Raw genomic sequence first — 15,328 nt, 5'->3', positions numbered from 1 at the left:
GCCGAGAGCGGGGCCGGGAGTGCCGGGGTCTGGGGCGGGCTGAGCGAACGGTTCCTGGAGCTCGGGCCGCCCCAGGGCTACCGGCCGCCCCGGAGGGGGCCGCTCGAGCAGGCCCTGCTGCTGGCCGACCGCCTAGCCGCGCGGGTAGAGCCAGGCGCCCGATAGCCGCTCCTGGGCATAGCGCCGGGCCTCGAGCTCCCAGGCGTGGCAGCGCTCCAGGGCTCGCTCCGGCGCGAACAGCTCGGGCGCGAAGGGGACTCCCAACAGCTTCTGCAGCCAGTCGGGGTTGAGCTCGAGGCCCTGCTCGGCCAGGGCACCCACCAGGGCGATCCCGACGGGGAGGGCGCGGGCGAGGGGCTCGAGGGCGTGGATTTGCACCCCCGCGCAGGGCTGCCCGGCGTGTTTGGAGAGGGCGGGGGTGAAGTAGGCGGGGCGGAAGCGCACCGGGCCGAGGTCGAGGCCGTTGAGCCGCCGGGCCAGCGCCGCCGCGTCGAGCCCGGGGGCGCCGGCGAGGCGGAAGGGCAGGGCCGTGCCGCGCCCCTCGGAGGCCGTGCTGCCCTCGACCAGGCAAGTGCCCACGTAGAGGCGGGCGGTCTCGAGGTCGGGGAGGTTCGGCGAGGGGGGGACCCAGGGCAGGCCCCCGTAGCCGAAGGGCTCGAGCGGGTCGCAGGGGATCACGTGGGCCTCCGGGCTCACCAGGCGGGCGCACTCCCCGAGGGTCAGGCCGTGGCGCAGGGGGACCTCGAGCGCCCCCACGAAGGAGCGGAAGCGCGGCTCGAGCACGGGCCCCTCCACCAGGGAGCCCAGGGGGTTGGGCCGGTCGAGCACCACCACCCGGGTGCCGGTCTGCCGGGCGGCCTCGAGCACCTGCACCAGCGTGGAAGTGTAGGTGTAGAACCGTGCCCCCACGTCCTGCAGGTCCACGAGCAGGGTGTCCACCTGGGCGATGAGCCCCTCGACCTCGGGGGCCTTCTTGGGGTAGAGGCTGTGGGTGGGCAGGCCGGTCTGGCGGTCGGTGGCGACCTCGGGCGCCTCCCCGGCCTGCCCGGAGCCGTCGATGCCGTGCTCGGGGCCATACAGGCGCTCGAGCCGCACCCCCGCCCGCAGGAGCGCCACCGCCGAGGGGGTGAGGTCGCGGGTCACGCCCGCCGGGTGGGTCAGCAGGCCCAGCCTGCCGGGGCGGGGCAGCAGGCGGGGGTCGGAGCACAGGCGCTCGAGTCCGGTCATAAGGTTGGCCGATAGCTCAAAACGAGGACGGCTATCAGCTATTCGCCCATGGGCAACTACTTCTCGAACATCGTGTAGTTGCTCTGCAGGATGCGGTTGTCCTTGGCGAAGAAGTTGCCCAGCCGGGCGTGGCCGGCGGCCACCGCGTCGGGCTTGACGATCATGATGACGGGGAGGTTCTGGGCGAACAGCAGTTGCCAGCGGTCGTAGAGCCGCTTGCGCTCGGACTGGTCGCCGAGCTGTTCGGCCTGGCGGAAGATCTCGTAGATGTTCTTCTCCCAGCCCAGCATCTGGCCGAACTTGGGCTCTTCCCCGCTCTTCTCCGGCCACACCGAGCGGTGCCAGTAGTTGAGCTGGCCGCCGGGCTGCCAGATGTCCTTGCGCAGCTGGGGGTCGGGCTGGTCGCCGAAGGCCACGATGATGCTCTCGAAGTTGCCGCTGGTGGCGGTGGGGAGCACGGTGCTCTGCTGGATGCCCTGCAGGTTGAGCTTGACCCCGACCTGCCGCAGGTCGTTCTGCAGGATGGCGGCGATGGCCGAGACGGGGATGGAGTCGGAGGCGTAGGTGAGGCTGAACTCGAGCGGCCTGCCGCTGCTCAACCGCCGCACCCCGTCGGGGCCGCGCTTGAGGCCGAGGCTCTCGAGCAGCGCCGCCGCCGACTGGAGGTCGTACTTGCCGAGGTAGGAGCGGGTGTCGTAGTACCAGAAGGTGCCCGGGGCCACCCCGTGGCCGGGCAGGCTGGCGAGGCCGTTGTACACGTCGTCGATGACGCGCTGGCGGTTGAGGGCGGCCTGCATGGCCTTGCGGAAGGTGAGGTTGCGGAAGAGCTCGGCGAGCTCGGGGTTCTTGGCGTCGAAGTTGAAGCCCCAGTGCGGCGGGGAGGTGAAGATGGTCACGCCCTTGAGCACCCGGATCTTGGCCCCGGCCACCTCCTGGCGCTTGAGGTCGGGGAACTGCGCGCCGGTGATGGGCACCGAGTCGAGGTTGCCGGCCTGGAACTGCGCGACCTGCAGGTTGGGGTCGCGGATGACGAGGTACTCGAGGCGGTCGAAGTAGGGCAGCGGGTTGCCCTGGGGGTCGCGCCGCCAGGAGTTGGGGTTCCTGACCAGCGTGACCTTCTGGTCCACGGTGTAGCTCTGGATCACGAAGGGCCCGGTGCCCACGATCTCCTTGGGGTCGGTGTTGGTCGCCCAGGCCCTCGAGAAGCCCTGCGCGTCCTGCAAGGGCTTGAACTGCGCGAGCTTGTGGCGCGGCAGGATGGGCGAGAAGGTCAGGGCTTGCAGCACCGCGCCGTAGGGCTTGGCGGAGATGACCCGGAAGGTGAGGTCGTCCACCTTCTCGAACTTCAGCGGCACCCCCGCCACGGTGAGGGTGGCGGCCTGGTTGCCGCGCAGGTTGGGGTTGAGCGCGACCTCGGTGAAGGTGAAGAGCACGTCGTCGGCGGTGAAGGGGGTGCCGTCCGACCACTTCACCCCCCGCCGCAGCTTGACCGTGACCGTGCGGGCGTCGCGCGAGAAGGACCAGGACTCCGCCAGCACGCCGCTGAGCTCGAAGGTCAGGGGGTCGAGCTGCATCAGCCGGTCGAGCACGTTGTTGAGCACGGTGTAGGCGAAGTTGTCGATGACCGAGAAGTAGTTGAAGCTCTGCGGGCTGGCCCCCAGCGGCAGCGTGAGCGTGCCGCCCCGCTTGCCGACCTCCTGGAACAGCGAGAGCGGGACGTTGGCCTGCCCCTGCTGGGCCATCGCCTTAGCGAGGAGTTGGGGGGCCAGAACCCCTGCCCCCAGGGCCAGGGCCGACTTGGACAAGAAGCTTCTGCGGTTCATGTTTGCCTCCAAGGACGTACACCCTACGTTTTTCGCGCTTTTGGCTATCAGCTATCGGCTCTCGGAAGTTCAGTCCACGCTCCGCACGTCCGCCGCGTCGCGCAGCGCGTCGCCGAAGAAGTTGTAGGCCAGCACCGCCACGAAGATCAGGATCCCGGGCGTGAGCAGCCAGGGGTAGAGGTTGAGCGACTGGAAGTTCTGCGCGTCCTTCAGCAGCAGGCCCCAGCTCGCCATCGGCTCCTTGATGCCCAGCCCCAGGAAGGAGAGCGCCGACTCGCCGATGATGTAGCCCGGCAGCGCCAGGGTGGCCGTGACGATGAGGTAGGAGGTGAGGTTGGGGGTGATGTGCCGCAGGATGATGCGCAGGTCGGAGGCCCCGATGGCCCTGGCCGCCGTCACGTAGTCGAGGTCGCGCGCGGCGAGCACCTGCCCGCGCACCACCCGCGCCAGGCCCGCCCAGCCGATGAAGGAGAGCACCGCGATGATGCCCAGGTACACGTAGGTGCTGGGCCAGGAGGCGGGGATGACGGTGGAGAGCGCCATCAGGATGGGCAGGCGGGGGATCGAGAGCAGCACCTCGGTGACGCGCTGGATCACGGTGTCCACCCAGCCGCCGAAGTAGCCCGAGATGCCGCCCAGCAGGATGCCGATGGCGAAGGAGATCAGCACCCCGATCACGCCCACGGTGAGCGAGACCTGCGAGCCGACGAGGATCCTCGAGAACAGGTCCCGCCCGAACTGGTCGCTGCCCAGCGGGAAGAAATACCCCTCGGAATAGGGCACGCCGAAGAGGTGCAGGTCGGTCTTGAGCCCCAAAAAGCTGTAGGGCTCGCCCTGCCGGATGAAGAAGCGGATGGGCGTGGGGCGGGTCTTGTCCTCGACGAAGGTGTTGATGAAGGTGACGGGGTCGCGCTCCTTCTTCATCGGGTAGACGAAGGGGCGCATGAGCCGTCCCTCGTGGACGATCCGCACCCGCTGCGGCGGCTGGTACACGGCGTCGGGGTGCTGGGTGGTGAGGTTGTAGGGGGCCAGGAAGCCGGCGAAGAGGGCCGTCAGGTACAGCACCGCCAGCACCCACAGGCTCACCACGCCGGGCTTGTTCTTGAGGAAGCGCCGCCAGGCCAGGTAGAGCGGGCTGTTGCGGTCGAAGCGGGGCTTGCGGAGGGCCGGGGCGCTCATTCGAGCACCCCCGAGTGAGGCAGCGACACCGCCCCGGCGTTCGGCCGCCGGCGTCGGGCGTTCGGCGGCGAGCTACTCATAGCGGATCCTCGGGTCGGCCCAGGCCAGCGCCAGGTCGGCCAGCAGGTTGCCGATCATCAACAGCACCGCCGACATCATCAGCAGCGCCATCACCACGTACTGGTCCTTGTTGAGCAAGGAGTCGTAGAGGAAGGGGCCGATGGTGGGGAGGTTGAGCACGATGGAGGCGATGATGGTGCTCGAGATGAGGTTGGGCAGCGAGAGCCCGGCGATGCTGATGAGGGGGTTGATGGCGTTGCGCACCGCGTGCTTCCACAGCACCACCCGCTCCGCCAAGCCCTTCGAGCGGGCCGTGCGCACGTAGTCCTGCGAGAGCACGTCGAGCATGTTGGCCCGCATCTGCCGCATGATGCTGGCCGTGCCGTCGAGCCCGATGACGATAATGGGGATCCAGAGGTGGCCCAGCATGTCCACGACCTTCGCCCAGCTCCACGGCGCGTCGATGTACTGCGGGCTGAAGAGCCCGCCCACGCTGGTGCCCCCGGCGCTCAACACCGCGAAGATCAGCAGCAGCGCCACCAGGAAGTCGGGGGTGGCGAGGCCGAAGTAGCCGATGAAGTTCGCCAGCGTGGCCCCGAAGCCGTGGCGCCGCAGGGCGGTGTAGATGCCCAGCGGGATGGCGATGACCCAGGTCGCGAAGACGGTGACGAGCGCCAGGAACACCGTCCAGCCCAGCCGCTCCCAGATCAGCTCGGAGACGGGGCGGTTGTTGAGGAAGGAGTAGCCGAAATCGCCGCGCACCACCCCGGCCAGCCAGTTGACGTACTGCACCCACACCGGCTGGTCGAGGAGGTACTGCTGGCGGATGCGCTCGACGGTCTCGCGGGAGACGCGGGGGTCCTCGAGCATGTTCTCCAGAAACCCCCCCGGCTGGAGCTGGATCACGGCGAAGACCAGCACCGAGATCAGGAGCAGGGTGGGGATCGCCACCAAAAAGCGCTTGAAAACGAAGGTCCACATAAGACGGAGGCCGGGTTCGGGTGCAGGGTCGTGGGTGTGGGGCGCGCCATGCCCCACACCCGCTACCCGACGCCCTTACCTCTGGAACATCAGCGGCACGGGGTTGTAGCCCGGGATCACGCCCAGGCTGTAGACGTAGTTGCCGTAGCGGTTGGAGACCGCGCCCGCGGCGTACTCCTTGGCGATCATGATCACCATCGCCTCGCGGGCGAAGATGGCCTGCCAGCGGTCGTAGAGCGCCTTGCGCTGGGTGACGTTGGTGGTGCTGGCCGCCTTCTCCCAGATGTCGTAGATCTCCTTCTCCCAGGGCAGGAAGTTGTTGAACTGCGGCGCGCCCTCGGGGGTGGCGGGCTGGGTGGACTGGTGCCAGTAGTACAGCGCCCCGCCCGGCTTCCAGATGGGCGTGCGCAGCTCGGGGTCGGGCTGGTCGCCCAGGCCCAGGATGATCGCCTCCCAGTCCTTGCCGCGCCCGGTGGAGAGCAGGTTGGCGGCGAGGATGCCCTGGAGGTTGACCTTGACCCCCACCTGGCGCAGGTCGTTCTGCAGGATGGTGGCGATGCCGGTGAAGGCGGCGGAGTTGGAGCCGTAGGTCAGGGTGAACTCGAGCGGCCTGCCGCTGGGCAGCAGCCGGATGCCGTCGGGCCCGCGCTTGAGGCCGAGCTTGTCGAGCGCGGCGTTGGCGGCCTTGAGGTCGTAGGTGCCCAGGAGCTTGCGGGTGTCGTAGTACCACTCGCTCACCGGGGCCATGCCGTTGCCCGGCAGCTCGGCCAGGCCGTTGTACACGTCCTCGATGACGCGCTCGCGGTTGACGGCGAACTGGATGGCCCGCCGGAAGTCGGAGTTGCGGAAGAGCTTGGCGAGGTCGGGGTTCTTGGCGTCGAAGTTGAAGGCCAGGTGGGGCGGGGAGCCGAAGAGGGCGCGGAACTGCACCACCTTGAAGGGGGCGCCCTGCACCTCGCGGCGCTTGAGGTCGGGGAACTCGGCGCCGGTGATGTTGATCTGGCCCAGGTTGCCGGCCAGGAACTGCGCCACGCGGGCCTGCGAGTCGGTGATGATGAGGTACTGCAGGCGCTCGAGGTAGGGCAGCGCGGTGCCCTCGGCGTCGCGCTTCCAGTAGTCGGGGTTCTTCACCAGCGTGATCTGCTGCCCGGCGGTGTAGCTTTGCAGGCGGAAGGGCCCGGTGCCCACGACCTCCTGGGGGTTGACGTTGGTGGGCCAGGCGTTGTTGATCTCCGCCGGGGCCTTGCCGCCCTCCTGGCTGAAGGACAGCAGCTTGTGCTTGGGCATGATGGGCAGGCGCATGTAGTGGATGAAGGCCGGGGCGGGCTTGGGCAGGGTGAAGCGCACCTTGTAGGGGTCGAGCTTCTCGACCTTGACCCCCGCGAAGTTGCCCGCGTCGCCGCCACGCGCCTCGGGGTTGGCGACGATCTGGCTGTAGGTAAAGACCACGTCGTCGGCGGTGAAGTCGCGCCCGTCGTGCCACTTCACGCCCCGGCGCAGGTTGAAGGTGTAGACCTTGCTCCCCCCGCCGATGCTCCAGGACACCGCCAGGCCGGGCTCGATCTTGTAGCTGCCCAGGTTGTACTCGATGAGCCCGTCGAACATCTGGTTGGCGAGGGCCTGGATGGCCGAGTCCACGGCCCCGTAGTAGAAGAGGGTCTGCGGGGCGCTGCCCAGCGCGAGGGTCAGGCTGCCCCCCGCCTTGCCCGGCGCCACCCCCAGGTTGCCGTAGCCCGTGACCGTCTTGGGCTGGGCCAGGGCGATCGTCCCCAAGGCCAAAAGCCCGGCCAGCCATACTGCCCTTCGTCTGCTCATTCGAACTCCCTCCTTCGGGTCGTTATGTAGACCATTCTAATACCAGTAGCTAACCAAAGCACAAGGGGTCGGCAGGACCCCCATTCTTGGCCTTCGGGCACGGCCTTGCACGGGTCACTCGCCCCGGCCCGCCTCGAGCGCCCCCCGCAAGCTCCCGGCCTCGCCGAGCCGGCGCCGGGCCTCTTCCAGGCCCACCCCCTTGAGCAGCAGCACCGCCAGGCTCACGCGGCCCTGGGCCTGCTCGAGGGCCTGCCGGGCCTCGGCCTGGCCCGCCCCCGTGAGCTCGCGCAGCATCCGCACCCCGCGCCCCCACAGCTTCTTGTTGGTCATCTCCACCTCGACCATGCGGTTGCCGTAGACCCGGCCCAGGCGCACCATGGCCAGCGTGGAGAGCAGGTTGAGGGCCACCTTCTGCGCGGTGCCGGCGGCCAGGCGGGTCGAGCCGGCGATGACCTCGGGGCCGGTGTCGAGGAAGACGGCGTGCTCGGCGGCCTCGAGCAGCGGCGTGCCGGGGTTGTTGGCGACGCCGACGGTGAGGGCCCCCCTCGAGCGGGCCTCGCGCACGGCCGCGACGGTGTAGGGGGTGCGCCCGCTGGCCGCCACGCCCACCAGCACGTCGGCAGGGGTGAGGCCGGCGGCGGCCGCGCGGCCCGCCGCCTCGTCGTCCTCGGCCCCCTCCACGGCCTGGAACAGGGCCTCGCGCCCCCCGGCCAGCAGGTAGAGCAGCCGCTCCTGCGGCCAGCCGTAGGTGGGCACCAGTTCGGCCCCGTCCTGCACGGCGATGCGCCCGGAGGTCCCGGCCCCGGCGTAGGCCAGGCGGCCGCCCTGGGCCAGGCGCCCGGCCACGGCCAGGGCGGCCGCCTCGAGGGCGGGCCGCGCGGCCCGCACCGCGGCCACCGCGGCGAGTTGCCGGTCGATGAGGGCCTCGAGGACCTCCCCCGGCTCCCAGGTGTCGAGGTCTCGGTAGCGTGAGCTGGCGGATTCGGTGTTCACGGTGTGCTCGCCCTCCATTCGGCGGCGATGGCGTTGCCCACCGCCCGCCGCAACTCGACGACGCCGCTTTCGCGGTGGCGGCTGGGGTGGACGCGGTTGGTCAGCAGCGCCCAGGCGTAGCCGCGCTCGAGGTCGATCCAGACCCCGGTCCCGGTGAAGCCGGTGTGCCCTAGGGTGCGCGGGCTGCACAGGCTCCCGCCGCTGAAGCCCGGCTGCCGCAGGACCCAGCCCAGCGCCCGCTCGGGGGTCTGGGGGCGGGCCATCTCCTCCAGCGCCGCGTGCGAGAGCAGGGTGCCGCCCAGGACGGCCTGGGCTCGAGCCAGGACCCCCGCCAGGGTGCCGAAGAGCCCGGCGTGGCCCGCGCCGCCCAGGGCGAAGGCGTTCTCGTCGTGGACCTCGCCGCGCAGCACCCGCCCCCGCCAGGGGCAGCGCTCGGTGGCGACGGAGCTTCCGGCTTCGGGCTTCCAGGTGAGGCCGGCGGGCAGCGCGAACCCGGTGAGGGGCCTGCCGCGCAGGCGCTCGAGCAAGAAGCCCAGCAGGATGTAGCCCAGGTCGGAGTACACCGTCGCGCCCGGCTCGCCCACCTCCCAGCGGTGCTGGAGGATCTGCTGCTTGAGCAGCTCGGGGCGGGCGTTCCAGGTGTACATCGGCGCCCAGGCCGGCAGCCCGGCGGTGTGGGTCAAGAGCTGGCGCAGGGTGCGCCTGGGGAGCGGGCTCTCCTGCATCCAGGCCATCTCGGGGAAGAAGCGCGCGAGGGGGTCGTCGAGGTCGGCCAGCCCGTCCTCGACCAGGCGCAGCACCTCGGGCACGGTGAAGAGCACCTTGGTGAGGCTGGCGAGGTCGAAGGCCATGGCGGCCTCGAGCGGGACGGGTTCGGGCTCGAGCTGGGCCCTGCCGTAGACCCAGGCCTCCCCCTCCCCCTCGGCCCGCACGACCCCCAGCGCGGCGCCGGGGATCTGGCCGGATTCGACGGCGGATCGGACGAGTTGGATAGCGTCGGCGAGCATGGCCTTCTAGCGCCCCCTCAGGCGCGGGTCGAGCGCGTCGCGCAGCACGTCGCCCAGCAGGTTGAAGCCCAGCGAGGCGACCAGGATCGCCACTCCCGAGAACACCGAGGTCCAGGGCGAGAGCGTCAGGTAGGCCCGCCCCTCCGAGAGCATCAGGCCCAGCGAGGGGGTGGGGGGCTGGGTGCCCAGGCCCAGGAAGGAGAGCGAGGCCTCCACCAGGATCGCGGTGGACAGCGAGAGCGTGGACTGCACCAGGATCACCGAGGCCAGGTTGGGCAGCAGGTGACGCCCGATGACCCGCAGGGTCGAAGCCCCCAGGGCCTGCGCCGCGTGGACGTACTCGGTCTCGCGCAGCACCAGGGCCGGGCCCCGCACCAGCCGCGCGAAGATCGGGGTGTACACCACGCCGATGGCGAGGGCGGTGTTCCACTGGTTGGCCCCCAGCATGGCGATGATCCCGATAGCCAGCAGGATGATGGGGAAGGCCAGGAACACGTCCATCACCCGCATCACCAGCCGGTCGTAGAGCCCGCCGTAGTAGGCCGCCGAGACGCCCAGGAAGCCGCCCACCAGCAGCGCCAGCCCCACCGAGACCCCCGCCGCGAAGAGCGAGGCCTGGATGCCGTGGAGGATCCTCGAGAGCACGTCGCGCCCGAACTGGTCGGTGCCCAGCCAGTGCTGCGCGCTCGGCCCCGACAGCCGGGCGAGGATGTCCTGCCGCAGCGGGTCGTAGGGCGCGATGAGCGGGGCGAACAGCCCGCCCAGGACGACGAGCAGCGTGAGGGCGAGGCCCAGCGCCCCCAGCGGGTTCTTCAGGAGGCCTCGAGTGAGCGTCCAGGCGCCGCTCATGCGTACTCCACCCGGGGGTCGAGGTAGGCGTAGGCCAGGTCCACGAGCAGGTTGATGAACACGGAGCCCGCCGTGACCAGCAGGATGGCGCCCTGCACCAGCGGGTAGTTGCGCTCGTTGATGGCCCCCACGATCAGGCGGCCCATCCCGGGCAGGGCGAAGACCTGCTCGACGACGATGGCCCCGCCGAAGAGGTAGCCCGCCTGGATGCCCACCACCGTCACCAGCGGGATCAGCGCGTTGCGCAGGGCGTGTTTGTACATCACCACCCGCTCGGAGAGCCCCTTGGCCCGGGCGGTGCGGACGTAGTCCTGGTTCAGGATGTCGAGCAGCGTCGAGCGCAAAAGCCGCGACAGCCCCGCCAGCAGCGGCAGGGCGAGCGCTAGGACCGGGAAGAGCAGCCGGGCGAAGTGGCCGGCGGGGTCTTCGGCCAGCGGCACGTAGCCGATGGCGGGCCAGCTCGGCCAGAGCTTGAAGGAGAGGTAGATGAACAGCGTCCCCAGCCAGAAGGAGGGCACCGTCACGCCCGCGATAGCCACCAGCCGCACCACGTACTCGGCGGTGGAGTTGCGCCAGTAGGCGGTGAGGATGCCCATGGGGACCGAGAGCACCACCCCCAGCACTAAGGAGAGCAGGGTGAGCTCGAGCGTCAGGGGCAGCCGGGCGAAGATCTCGTCGCGGATGGGGGCCCCCGTCCACACGCTCTCGCCCAGGTCGCCCCGCAGCACCCCGGCGAGCCAGTCCCCGTACTGCACCACCAGCGGCTTGTTCAGCCCCAGCTTCTCCCGCAGGGCCTCGAGGCGGTCCGGGGTGATCTCGGTGTTGGCCCCCAGCATGATCTGCACCGCGTCGCCGGGGATCAGCCGGATCATCAAAAACACCAGCACCGAGACCCCGAAGAGCACCAGCACGAGGTCGAGGAGGCGGCGGACGGTATAGGCGAGCATGAGCGTCAGGCGTCGTACGTCGTACGTCTTACGTCCTAGGCCAGAGCCAAGGGCGTAAGGCGTAGGACAAGGTCATTCACCGGGCGAGCCAGGCGTCGCGCAGGTACATCAGCGAGCGGGTGGGGACCGGCTTGAAGCCCTGCACGTTCTCGCGGGCCGCCGAGAAGAGGGTGCCGTAGACCAGGTGGGCGATGGGGCCCTGGCAGGCCAGCCGCACCTGCAGCTCGGTGTAGACCTTGCGGCGGGCGTCGGCCGTGGTGGCGGTGCGGCCCTGCTCGAGCAGCCGGTCCACGCGGGCGTCGGAGTACTTGAAGACGTTGGTGGAGCCGCCGGTGGAGAAGGTGCGGAAGAGGTAGCCGTCGGGGTCGGCGCTGCCGCCGTTGAGCGAGACGAAGGCGTCGAAGTTGGAGTTGCGCCACTCCTGCACGAACTTGCCGAGCTCGAGGATCTCGATCTTGGCGCGGAAGCCGGCGGCGGCGAGCTGGGCCTGCAGGACCTGGGCCGCGTCCACGACGGTCTTCACGGAGCCGAGGACCAGGATGGTGAAGTCCACCCCGCCCGGGTAGCCCGCCTGGCGCAGCAGGTCGCGGGCCTTGGCCGCGCTGGGCTTGTAGCAGGGGAAGGCCGAGGTGGGCGAGGCCCAGCCCTTGAGCCCCGGCGACAGCGGCCCCCCGGGCACGCCGTTGCCGAAGTACACGGCCTGCACCAGCGCGTTGCGGTCGATGGCGTAGTTGAGGGCCTCGCGCACGCGGGGGTTGTCGAAGGGCTTGCGGCTGACGTTGAGCCCCACCAGGCTGTAGGCGAGGTCCTGGGTGGTGTAGAGCTTGACGCCGGGGGCGTTCTTGAGGGTCACGGCCAGCGAGGGGTCGATGTTGGGCAGGAAGTGGTAGGTGCCGCTGGAGACCCCGATCTGGCGGGTGGCCGCGTCGGGGACGATGTTGAAGCGCAGCGCGTCGAGGTAGGGCCGCCCCTGGCGCCAGTAGCGCGGGTTGCGCTCGAGCTGGATGTAGGTGTCGGGCACCCACTCCTTGAACTGGAAGGGCCCGGTGCCCATCGCCCTCCGCTGCAGGTCGCCCCCGCCCGCGACGTACTCCGAGGGCACGATGGAGAGCCCGGCGAGTTCGCTGAGGAAGGGCGAGAAGGGCTGGGAGAGCTCGAAGACCACTTCCAGCGGCCCCGTAGCCCGCACCTCCTTCACCAGGTTGAAGCGGCTGGCGACGGGGGAGCCGGTCTTGGGGTCGCGCGCCCGGTTGAAGGTCGCCACCACGTCCTTGGAGTCGAAGGCCTGGCCGTTGTGGAAGGTCACGCCGGGGCGCAGCCGGAAGGTGTAGGTCAGCCCGTCGGCGCTCACCTTCCAGGACTCGGCCAGGGCCGGGCGCACCCGCAGCCCTTCGTCCACCTCGGTGAGCCCCTCGTAGACGTTGCCGATCACCACGAAGGTGGCGAAGGCCGTCGCCACGTGGGGGTCGAGGCCGGCCGGGGAGGAGTCCACCGCGACCTGCAGGGTGCCGCCCCGCACCGGGGTCTGCGCCCAGGCCAGGGCGCCGACCAACGCCAGAATGAGCCATCCTACTCGCCGCATAGGGCCTCCTTTGTGCTGCCGAGCTTCGTACTCCTACGAATCTTATTGGCTCGAGGTTTGGTATTCAAGTGGTATATTACGTGGAAGTGTCCTGGTTTGCGTGGTCGCTGGCGGCGGGCCTGACGAGCGCCCTCAACGTGGGGGCCTCCAAATTCCTGGTCGGGGGTGGGCTCCAGCCGGTGGTGCTGGGCGGGGTGGTGCACCTGTCGGGCGGGCTGCTGTGCCTGCTGGCCCTGCCCTTCACCGGCCCGCGGGCGGACTGGAGCGCCGGGGTGCTGCTGGGCGTGCTGGGGATGGGGGCGGTGTACACCCTGGGCAACGTGCTGTACTTCCTGGCCCTGCGGGCCACCCCGCTCTCGGAGATCGACCTCTTCCTGCGCACCTCCTCGCTGTGGACCTTCGCGGGCGGGGTGGCGCTGCTGGGCGAGCCGCTGGGCGCCTCGAGCGGGCTGGGGGCCGGGCTGGTCGTAGCCTCGGTGCTGGTGCTGTCGCAGCAGACCCCCTCGAGGCCGCGCTTCACCCGCGCCCAGCTCCTGGCGCTCGCCGCCGCCCTCACCTTCGGGCTGGGCAACGTGATCGACAAGTCCCTGAGCCCCTACTTCGGCCCCGCCACCTACAGCGCGCTCAACCTCCTGCTGACCGGGGCCGGGATGCTGGCGGCGGCCCGCCCCCGCCTGTCCGAGCTGGCCCAGCCGGCCCTGTGGGGCGCGTGGGCCTGGGCCGTGGCGGCCACCTTCGCCCTCACCCAGGCCCTGCTGATCCTGGCCTACCAGTCCGGGGGCGGGGCCGGGGAGGTGATCCTGGTGGCCCAGGCCCGGCTGCTGCTCCTGGTCGCGGCAGGGGTGGTGTTGCTCCGCGAGCGCGACCGGCTGGGCCGCAAGCTGCTGGCCGTGGGGCTGATGGTCGCGGGGATTTCCCTGCTCTACCGGGGATGACTCGAGAAATTGGTAGTCAGGTGGTATATTCAGGCCAAGCATGAGACTGCAACTCGACGGCTCCTCCCACACCCCCCTGTACCTCCAGCTCGAGGCCGCCCTGCGCGAACGCCTGGCCTCGGGGGAGTGGCGCTCGGGGCAGGCCCTGCCGCCCGAGCGGGAGCTGGCCCAGCAGCTCGGCGTCTCGCGCATCACCCTGCGGCGGGCGCTCGAGCGGCTGGAGGACGAGGGCCTGCTGATCCGCCGCCAGGGCAGCGGCACCTACGTCAGCCAGCGGGTCGAGCAGACCCTCACCGCCCTCACCGGCTTCAGCCAGGACATGGCCGCGCGGGGCCTGCGGGCCGGTAGCCGCTGGCTGCAGCGGGGCATCTTCCGCGCCACCCCCGAGGAGGCGCTGGCCTTCGGCCTCTCCCCCACCGCCGAGGTCAGCCGCCTCGAGCGCCTGCGCCTGACCGAGGACGAGCCCATGGCCCTCGAGCTCGCCGCCCTCCCCGTGCGCTACCTGCCCCAGCCGGAGGCGGTGGGCGAGTCGCTGTACGCCTACCTCGACGGGCACGGCCTGCGGCCGGTGCGCGCGCTGCAGCGCCTGCGGGCGGTGGCGGCCCTGCCGCGCGTCGCCGAGCTGCTGGACATCCGCCCCGGCGACCCCGTGCTCTACATCGAGCGCCTGACCTACCTCCCCGACGGCAACGTGCTCGAGTTCACCCGCAGCCACTACCGCGGCGACCGCTACGACTTCGTGGCCGAGCTCAAGGGCGGTGCGTGAAGGTCTTAGGCCTGATGTCGGGCACCTCGGTGGACGGGGTGGACCTGGTGCTCGCCGAGCTGGAGGGCCGGCCACCCCGCCTGGAGGATAGCCGCGCAGCGACCGCGGCTACGCCGCGCCTGGATTGGCAAGTGCTCGAGCACCGCGAGGCCTTCTTCCCCGCCGGCCTGCGCGAGCGGCTGCTCAGGGCCCTGCACGGCGACAGCCTGACCCGCGAGCTCGCCCTGCTGCACCACGAGCTGGGCCGCTTCTACGCCGAGGCAGCCGCCCCCTTCGCCGGCCGCGCCGAGCTCGCCGCCGTCCACGGCCAGACCGTCTGGCACGAACCGCCCCACGCCACCCTCCAGATCGGGGAGGCCGCCTACGTCGCCGAGGCGCTGGGCGTCCCGGTGGCCGCCGACTTCCGCCCCTCCGACCTGGCCTTAGGCGGCGAGGCGGCCCCGCTGGTCCCCTACCCCGACCTCCTGCTCTACGGCGAGGCCGGGGTGCGGCGGGCCATCCACAACCTGGGCGGCATCTCCAACCTCACCTACCTGGGCGGCCTCGAGCCCGCCGAGCTGCTGGCCTTCGACACCGGCCCCGGCAACTGCCTCATCGACGAGGCCGCGGTCTGGGTAGGCCTCACCCACGACCCCGGCGGCCAGTTCGCCCAGCAGGGCAAGGTGAACGAGGAGAAGCTCTCGGCCTGGCTCTCCCACCCCTACTTCCAGCGCCCCCCGCCCAAGTCCACCGGCCGGGAGGTCTGGCGGCTCGACCAGCTCGAGACCGAGGGCTTCGCCCCCCGCGACCTCCTCGCCACCCTCACCGAGCTCACCGCCCAGAGCATCGCCGACGCCTACCGCCGCTTCGTGCTGCCGCGGGGCCTCGAGGAGGTCTGGGTCGCCGGGGGTGGCGCCTACAACCAGACCCTCATGCGCCGCCTGCGCGAACTCCTGCCCGTCCTCATCCACACCTTCGAGGAACGCGGCCACAACTCCAAGGTCCGCGAAGCCCTGGCCTTCGCCGTCCTGGGCTACCTGCGCTTCCTGGGCCTGCCCAACGTGCTCCCCCAGGTCACGGGGGCCAAGTCCGCCGCCGTCGCCGGCAAGCTGCTGTTGCCCGGCGTGAGGTAAGGAAAGCGGTCAGCGGTCAGTTATCAGCCGTCAGCCCGTGGCCCGTGGTAAC

The 15,328-nt window shown here is 70.7% G+C and carries 13 protein-coding genes; 3 read left to right on the top strand and 10 right to left on the bottom strand.

The genetic code is table 11. The annotated features are described in order from the left end of the window. Window positions 1-132: 132 nt before the first annotated feature. The 10 genes from Mterra_RS11670 to Mterra_RS11625 form a co-directional block, all read right to left on the bottom strand. Window positions 133-1,227 carry an exo-beta-N-acetylmuramidase NamZ family protein gene (locus Mterra_RS11670; protein ID WP_176582529.1) on the bottom strand — a complete coding sequence of 365 codons (1,095 nt, stop codon included), beginning with the start codon at window positions 1,225-1,227 and terminating at the stop codon, window positions 133-135. A 56-nt stretch (window positions 1,228-1,283) separates the two neighbouring features. Then, complete coding sequence (locus Mterra_RS11665) at window positions 1,284-3,050, bottom strand: ABC transporter substrate-binding protein (RefSeq protein ID WP_119315349.1); 1,767 nt, start codon at window positions 3,048-3,050, stop codon at window positions 1,284-1,286. Between the two features lie 69 nt (window positions 3,051-3,119). Further along, entirely contained in the window at window positions 3,120-4,229 is a 1,110-nt protein-coding gene (locus Mterra_RS11660; protein ID WP_119315348.1) for an ABC transporter permease, read from the bottom strand. A 72-nt stretch (window positions 4,230-4,301) separates the two neighbouring features. Then, on the bottom strand, window positions 4,302-5,270 hold the full coding sequence (locus Mterra_RS11655) for an ABC transporter permease (protein ID WP_119315347.1): 969 nt from the start codon (window positions 5,268-5,270) through the stop codon (window positions 4,302-4,304). Window positions 5,271-5,345: 75 nt separating this feature from the next. Then, window positions 5,346-7,085, bottom strand: coding sequence for an ABC transporter substrate-binding protein (locus tag Mterra_RS11650; protein ID WP_119315346.1), 1,740 nt, complete (start codon window positions 7,083-7,085; stop codon window positions 5,346-5,348). A 114-nt stretch (window positions 7,086-7,199) separates the two neighbouring features. Next, window positions 7,200-8,078, bottom strand: a complete 879-nt coding sequence (locus tag Mterra_RS11645; protein WP_119315350.1) for an N-acetylmuramic acid 6-phosphate etherase — start codon at window positions 8,076-8,078, stop codon at window positions 7,200-7,202. Then, window positions 8,075-9,085, bottom strand: coding sequence for a serine hydrolase domain-containing protein (locus Mterra_RS11640; protein WP_119315345.1), 1,011 nt, complete (start codon window positions 9,083-9,085; stop codon window positions 8,075-8,077). Before Mterra_RS11640 ends, Mterra_RS11645 begins: the two co-directional genes overlap by 4 nt. 6 nt (window positions 9,086-9,091) lie before the next feature. Then, window positions 9,092-9,934: an ABC transporter permease gene (locus Mterra_RS11635; RefSeq protein WP_119315344.1), complete on the bottom strand. Its 843-nt coding sequence runs from the start codon at window positions 9,932-9,934 to the stop codon at window positions 9,092-9,094. Continuing rightward, window positions 9,931-10,881 carry an ABC transporter permease gene (locus Mterra_RS11630; RefSeq protein ID WP_119315343.1) on the bottom strand — a complete coding sequence of 317 codons (951 nt, stop codon included), beginning with the start codon at window positions 10,879-10,881 and terminating at the stop codon, window positions 9,931-9,933. The genes Mterra_RS11635 and Mterra_RS11630 overlap by 4 nt, the downstream gene beginning before the upstream one ends. A gap of 76 nt (window positions 10,882-10,957) precedes the next feature. Further along, window positions 10,958-12,463, bottom strand: a complete 1,506-nt coding sequence (locus Mterra_RS11625) for an ABC transporter substrate-binding protein (RefSeq protein ID WP_119315342.1) — start codon at window positions 12,461-12,463, stop codon at window positions 10,958-10,960. Between the two features lie 86 nt (window positions 12,464-12,549). On the opposite strand from Mterra_RS11625, the gene Mterra_RS11620 reads away from it, so the two are divergent. From Mterra_RS11620 to Mterra_RS11610, 3 genes are read left to right on the top strand one after another with little or no spacing between them, the layout of a single operon-like run. Next, window positions 12,550-13,398 (top strand): DMT family transporter, encoded by an 849-nt coding sequence (locus tag Mterra_RS11620; RefSeq protein WP_147372726.1) that lies wholly within the window; start codon window positions 12,550-12,552, stop codon window positions 13,396-13,398. Window positions 13,399-13,438: 40 nt separating this feature from the next. Then, the gene (locus tag Mterra_RS11615) at window positions 13,439-14,164 is read left to right on the top strand and encodes a GntR family transcriptional regulator (protein WP_119315340.1); all 726 of its coding nucleotides are present in this window, start codon (window positions 13,439-13,441) and stop codon (window positions 14,162-14,164) included. Continuing rightward, entirely contained in the window at window positions 14,161-15,276 is a 1,116-nt protein-coding gene (locus Mterra_RS11610) for an anhydro-N-acetylmuramic acid kinase (protein WP_119315339.1), read from the top strand. The genes Mterra_RS11615 and Mterra_RS11610 overlap by 4 nt, the downstream gene beginning before the upstream one ends. The last annotated feature ends 52 nt before the right edge of the window (window positions 15,277-15,328 follow it).

The sequence above is a fragment of the Calidithermus terrae genome (assembly GCF_003574345.1).
In the GTDB taxonomy this organism is placed as follows: Bacteria; Deinococcota; Deinococci; order Deinococcales; family Thermaceae; genus Calidithermus; species Calidithermus chliarophilus.
This window is presented reverse-complemented; position numbering and strand designations above follow the sequence as displayed.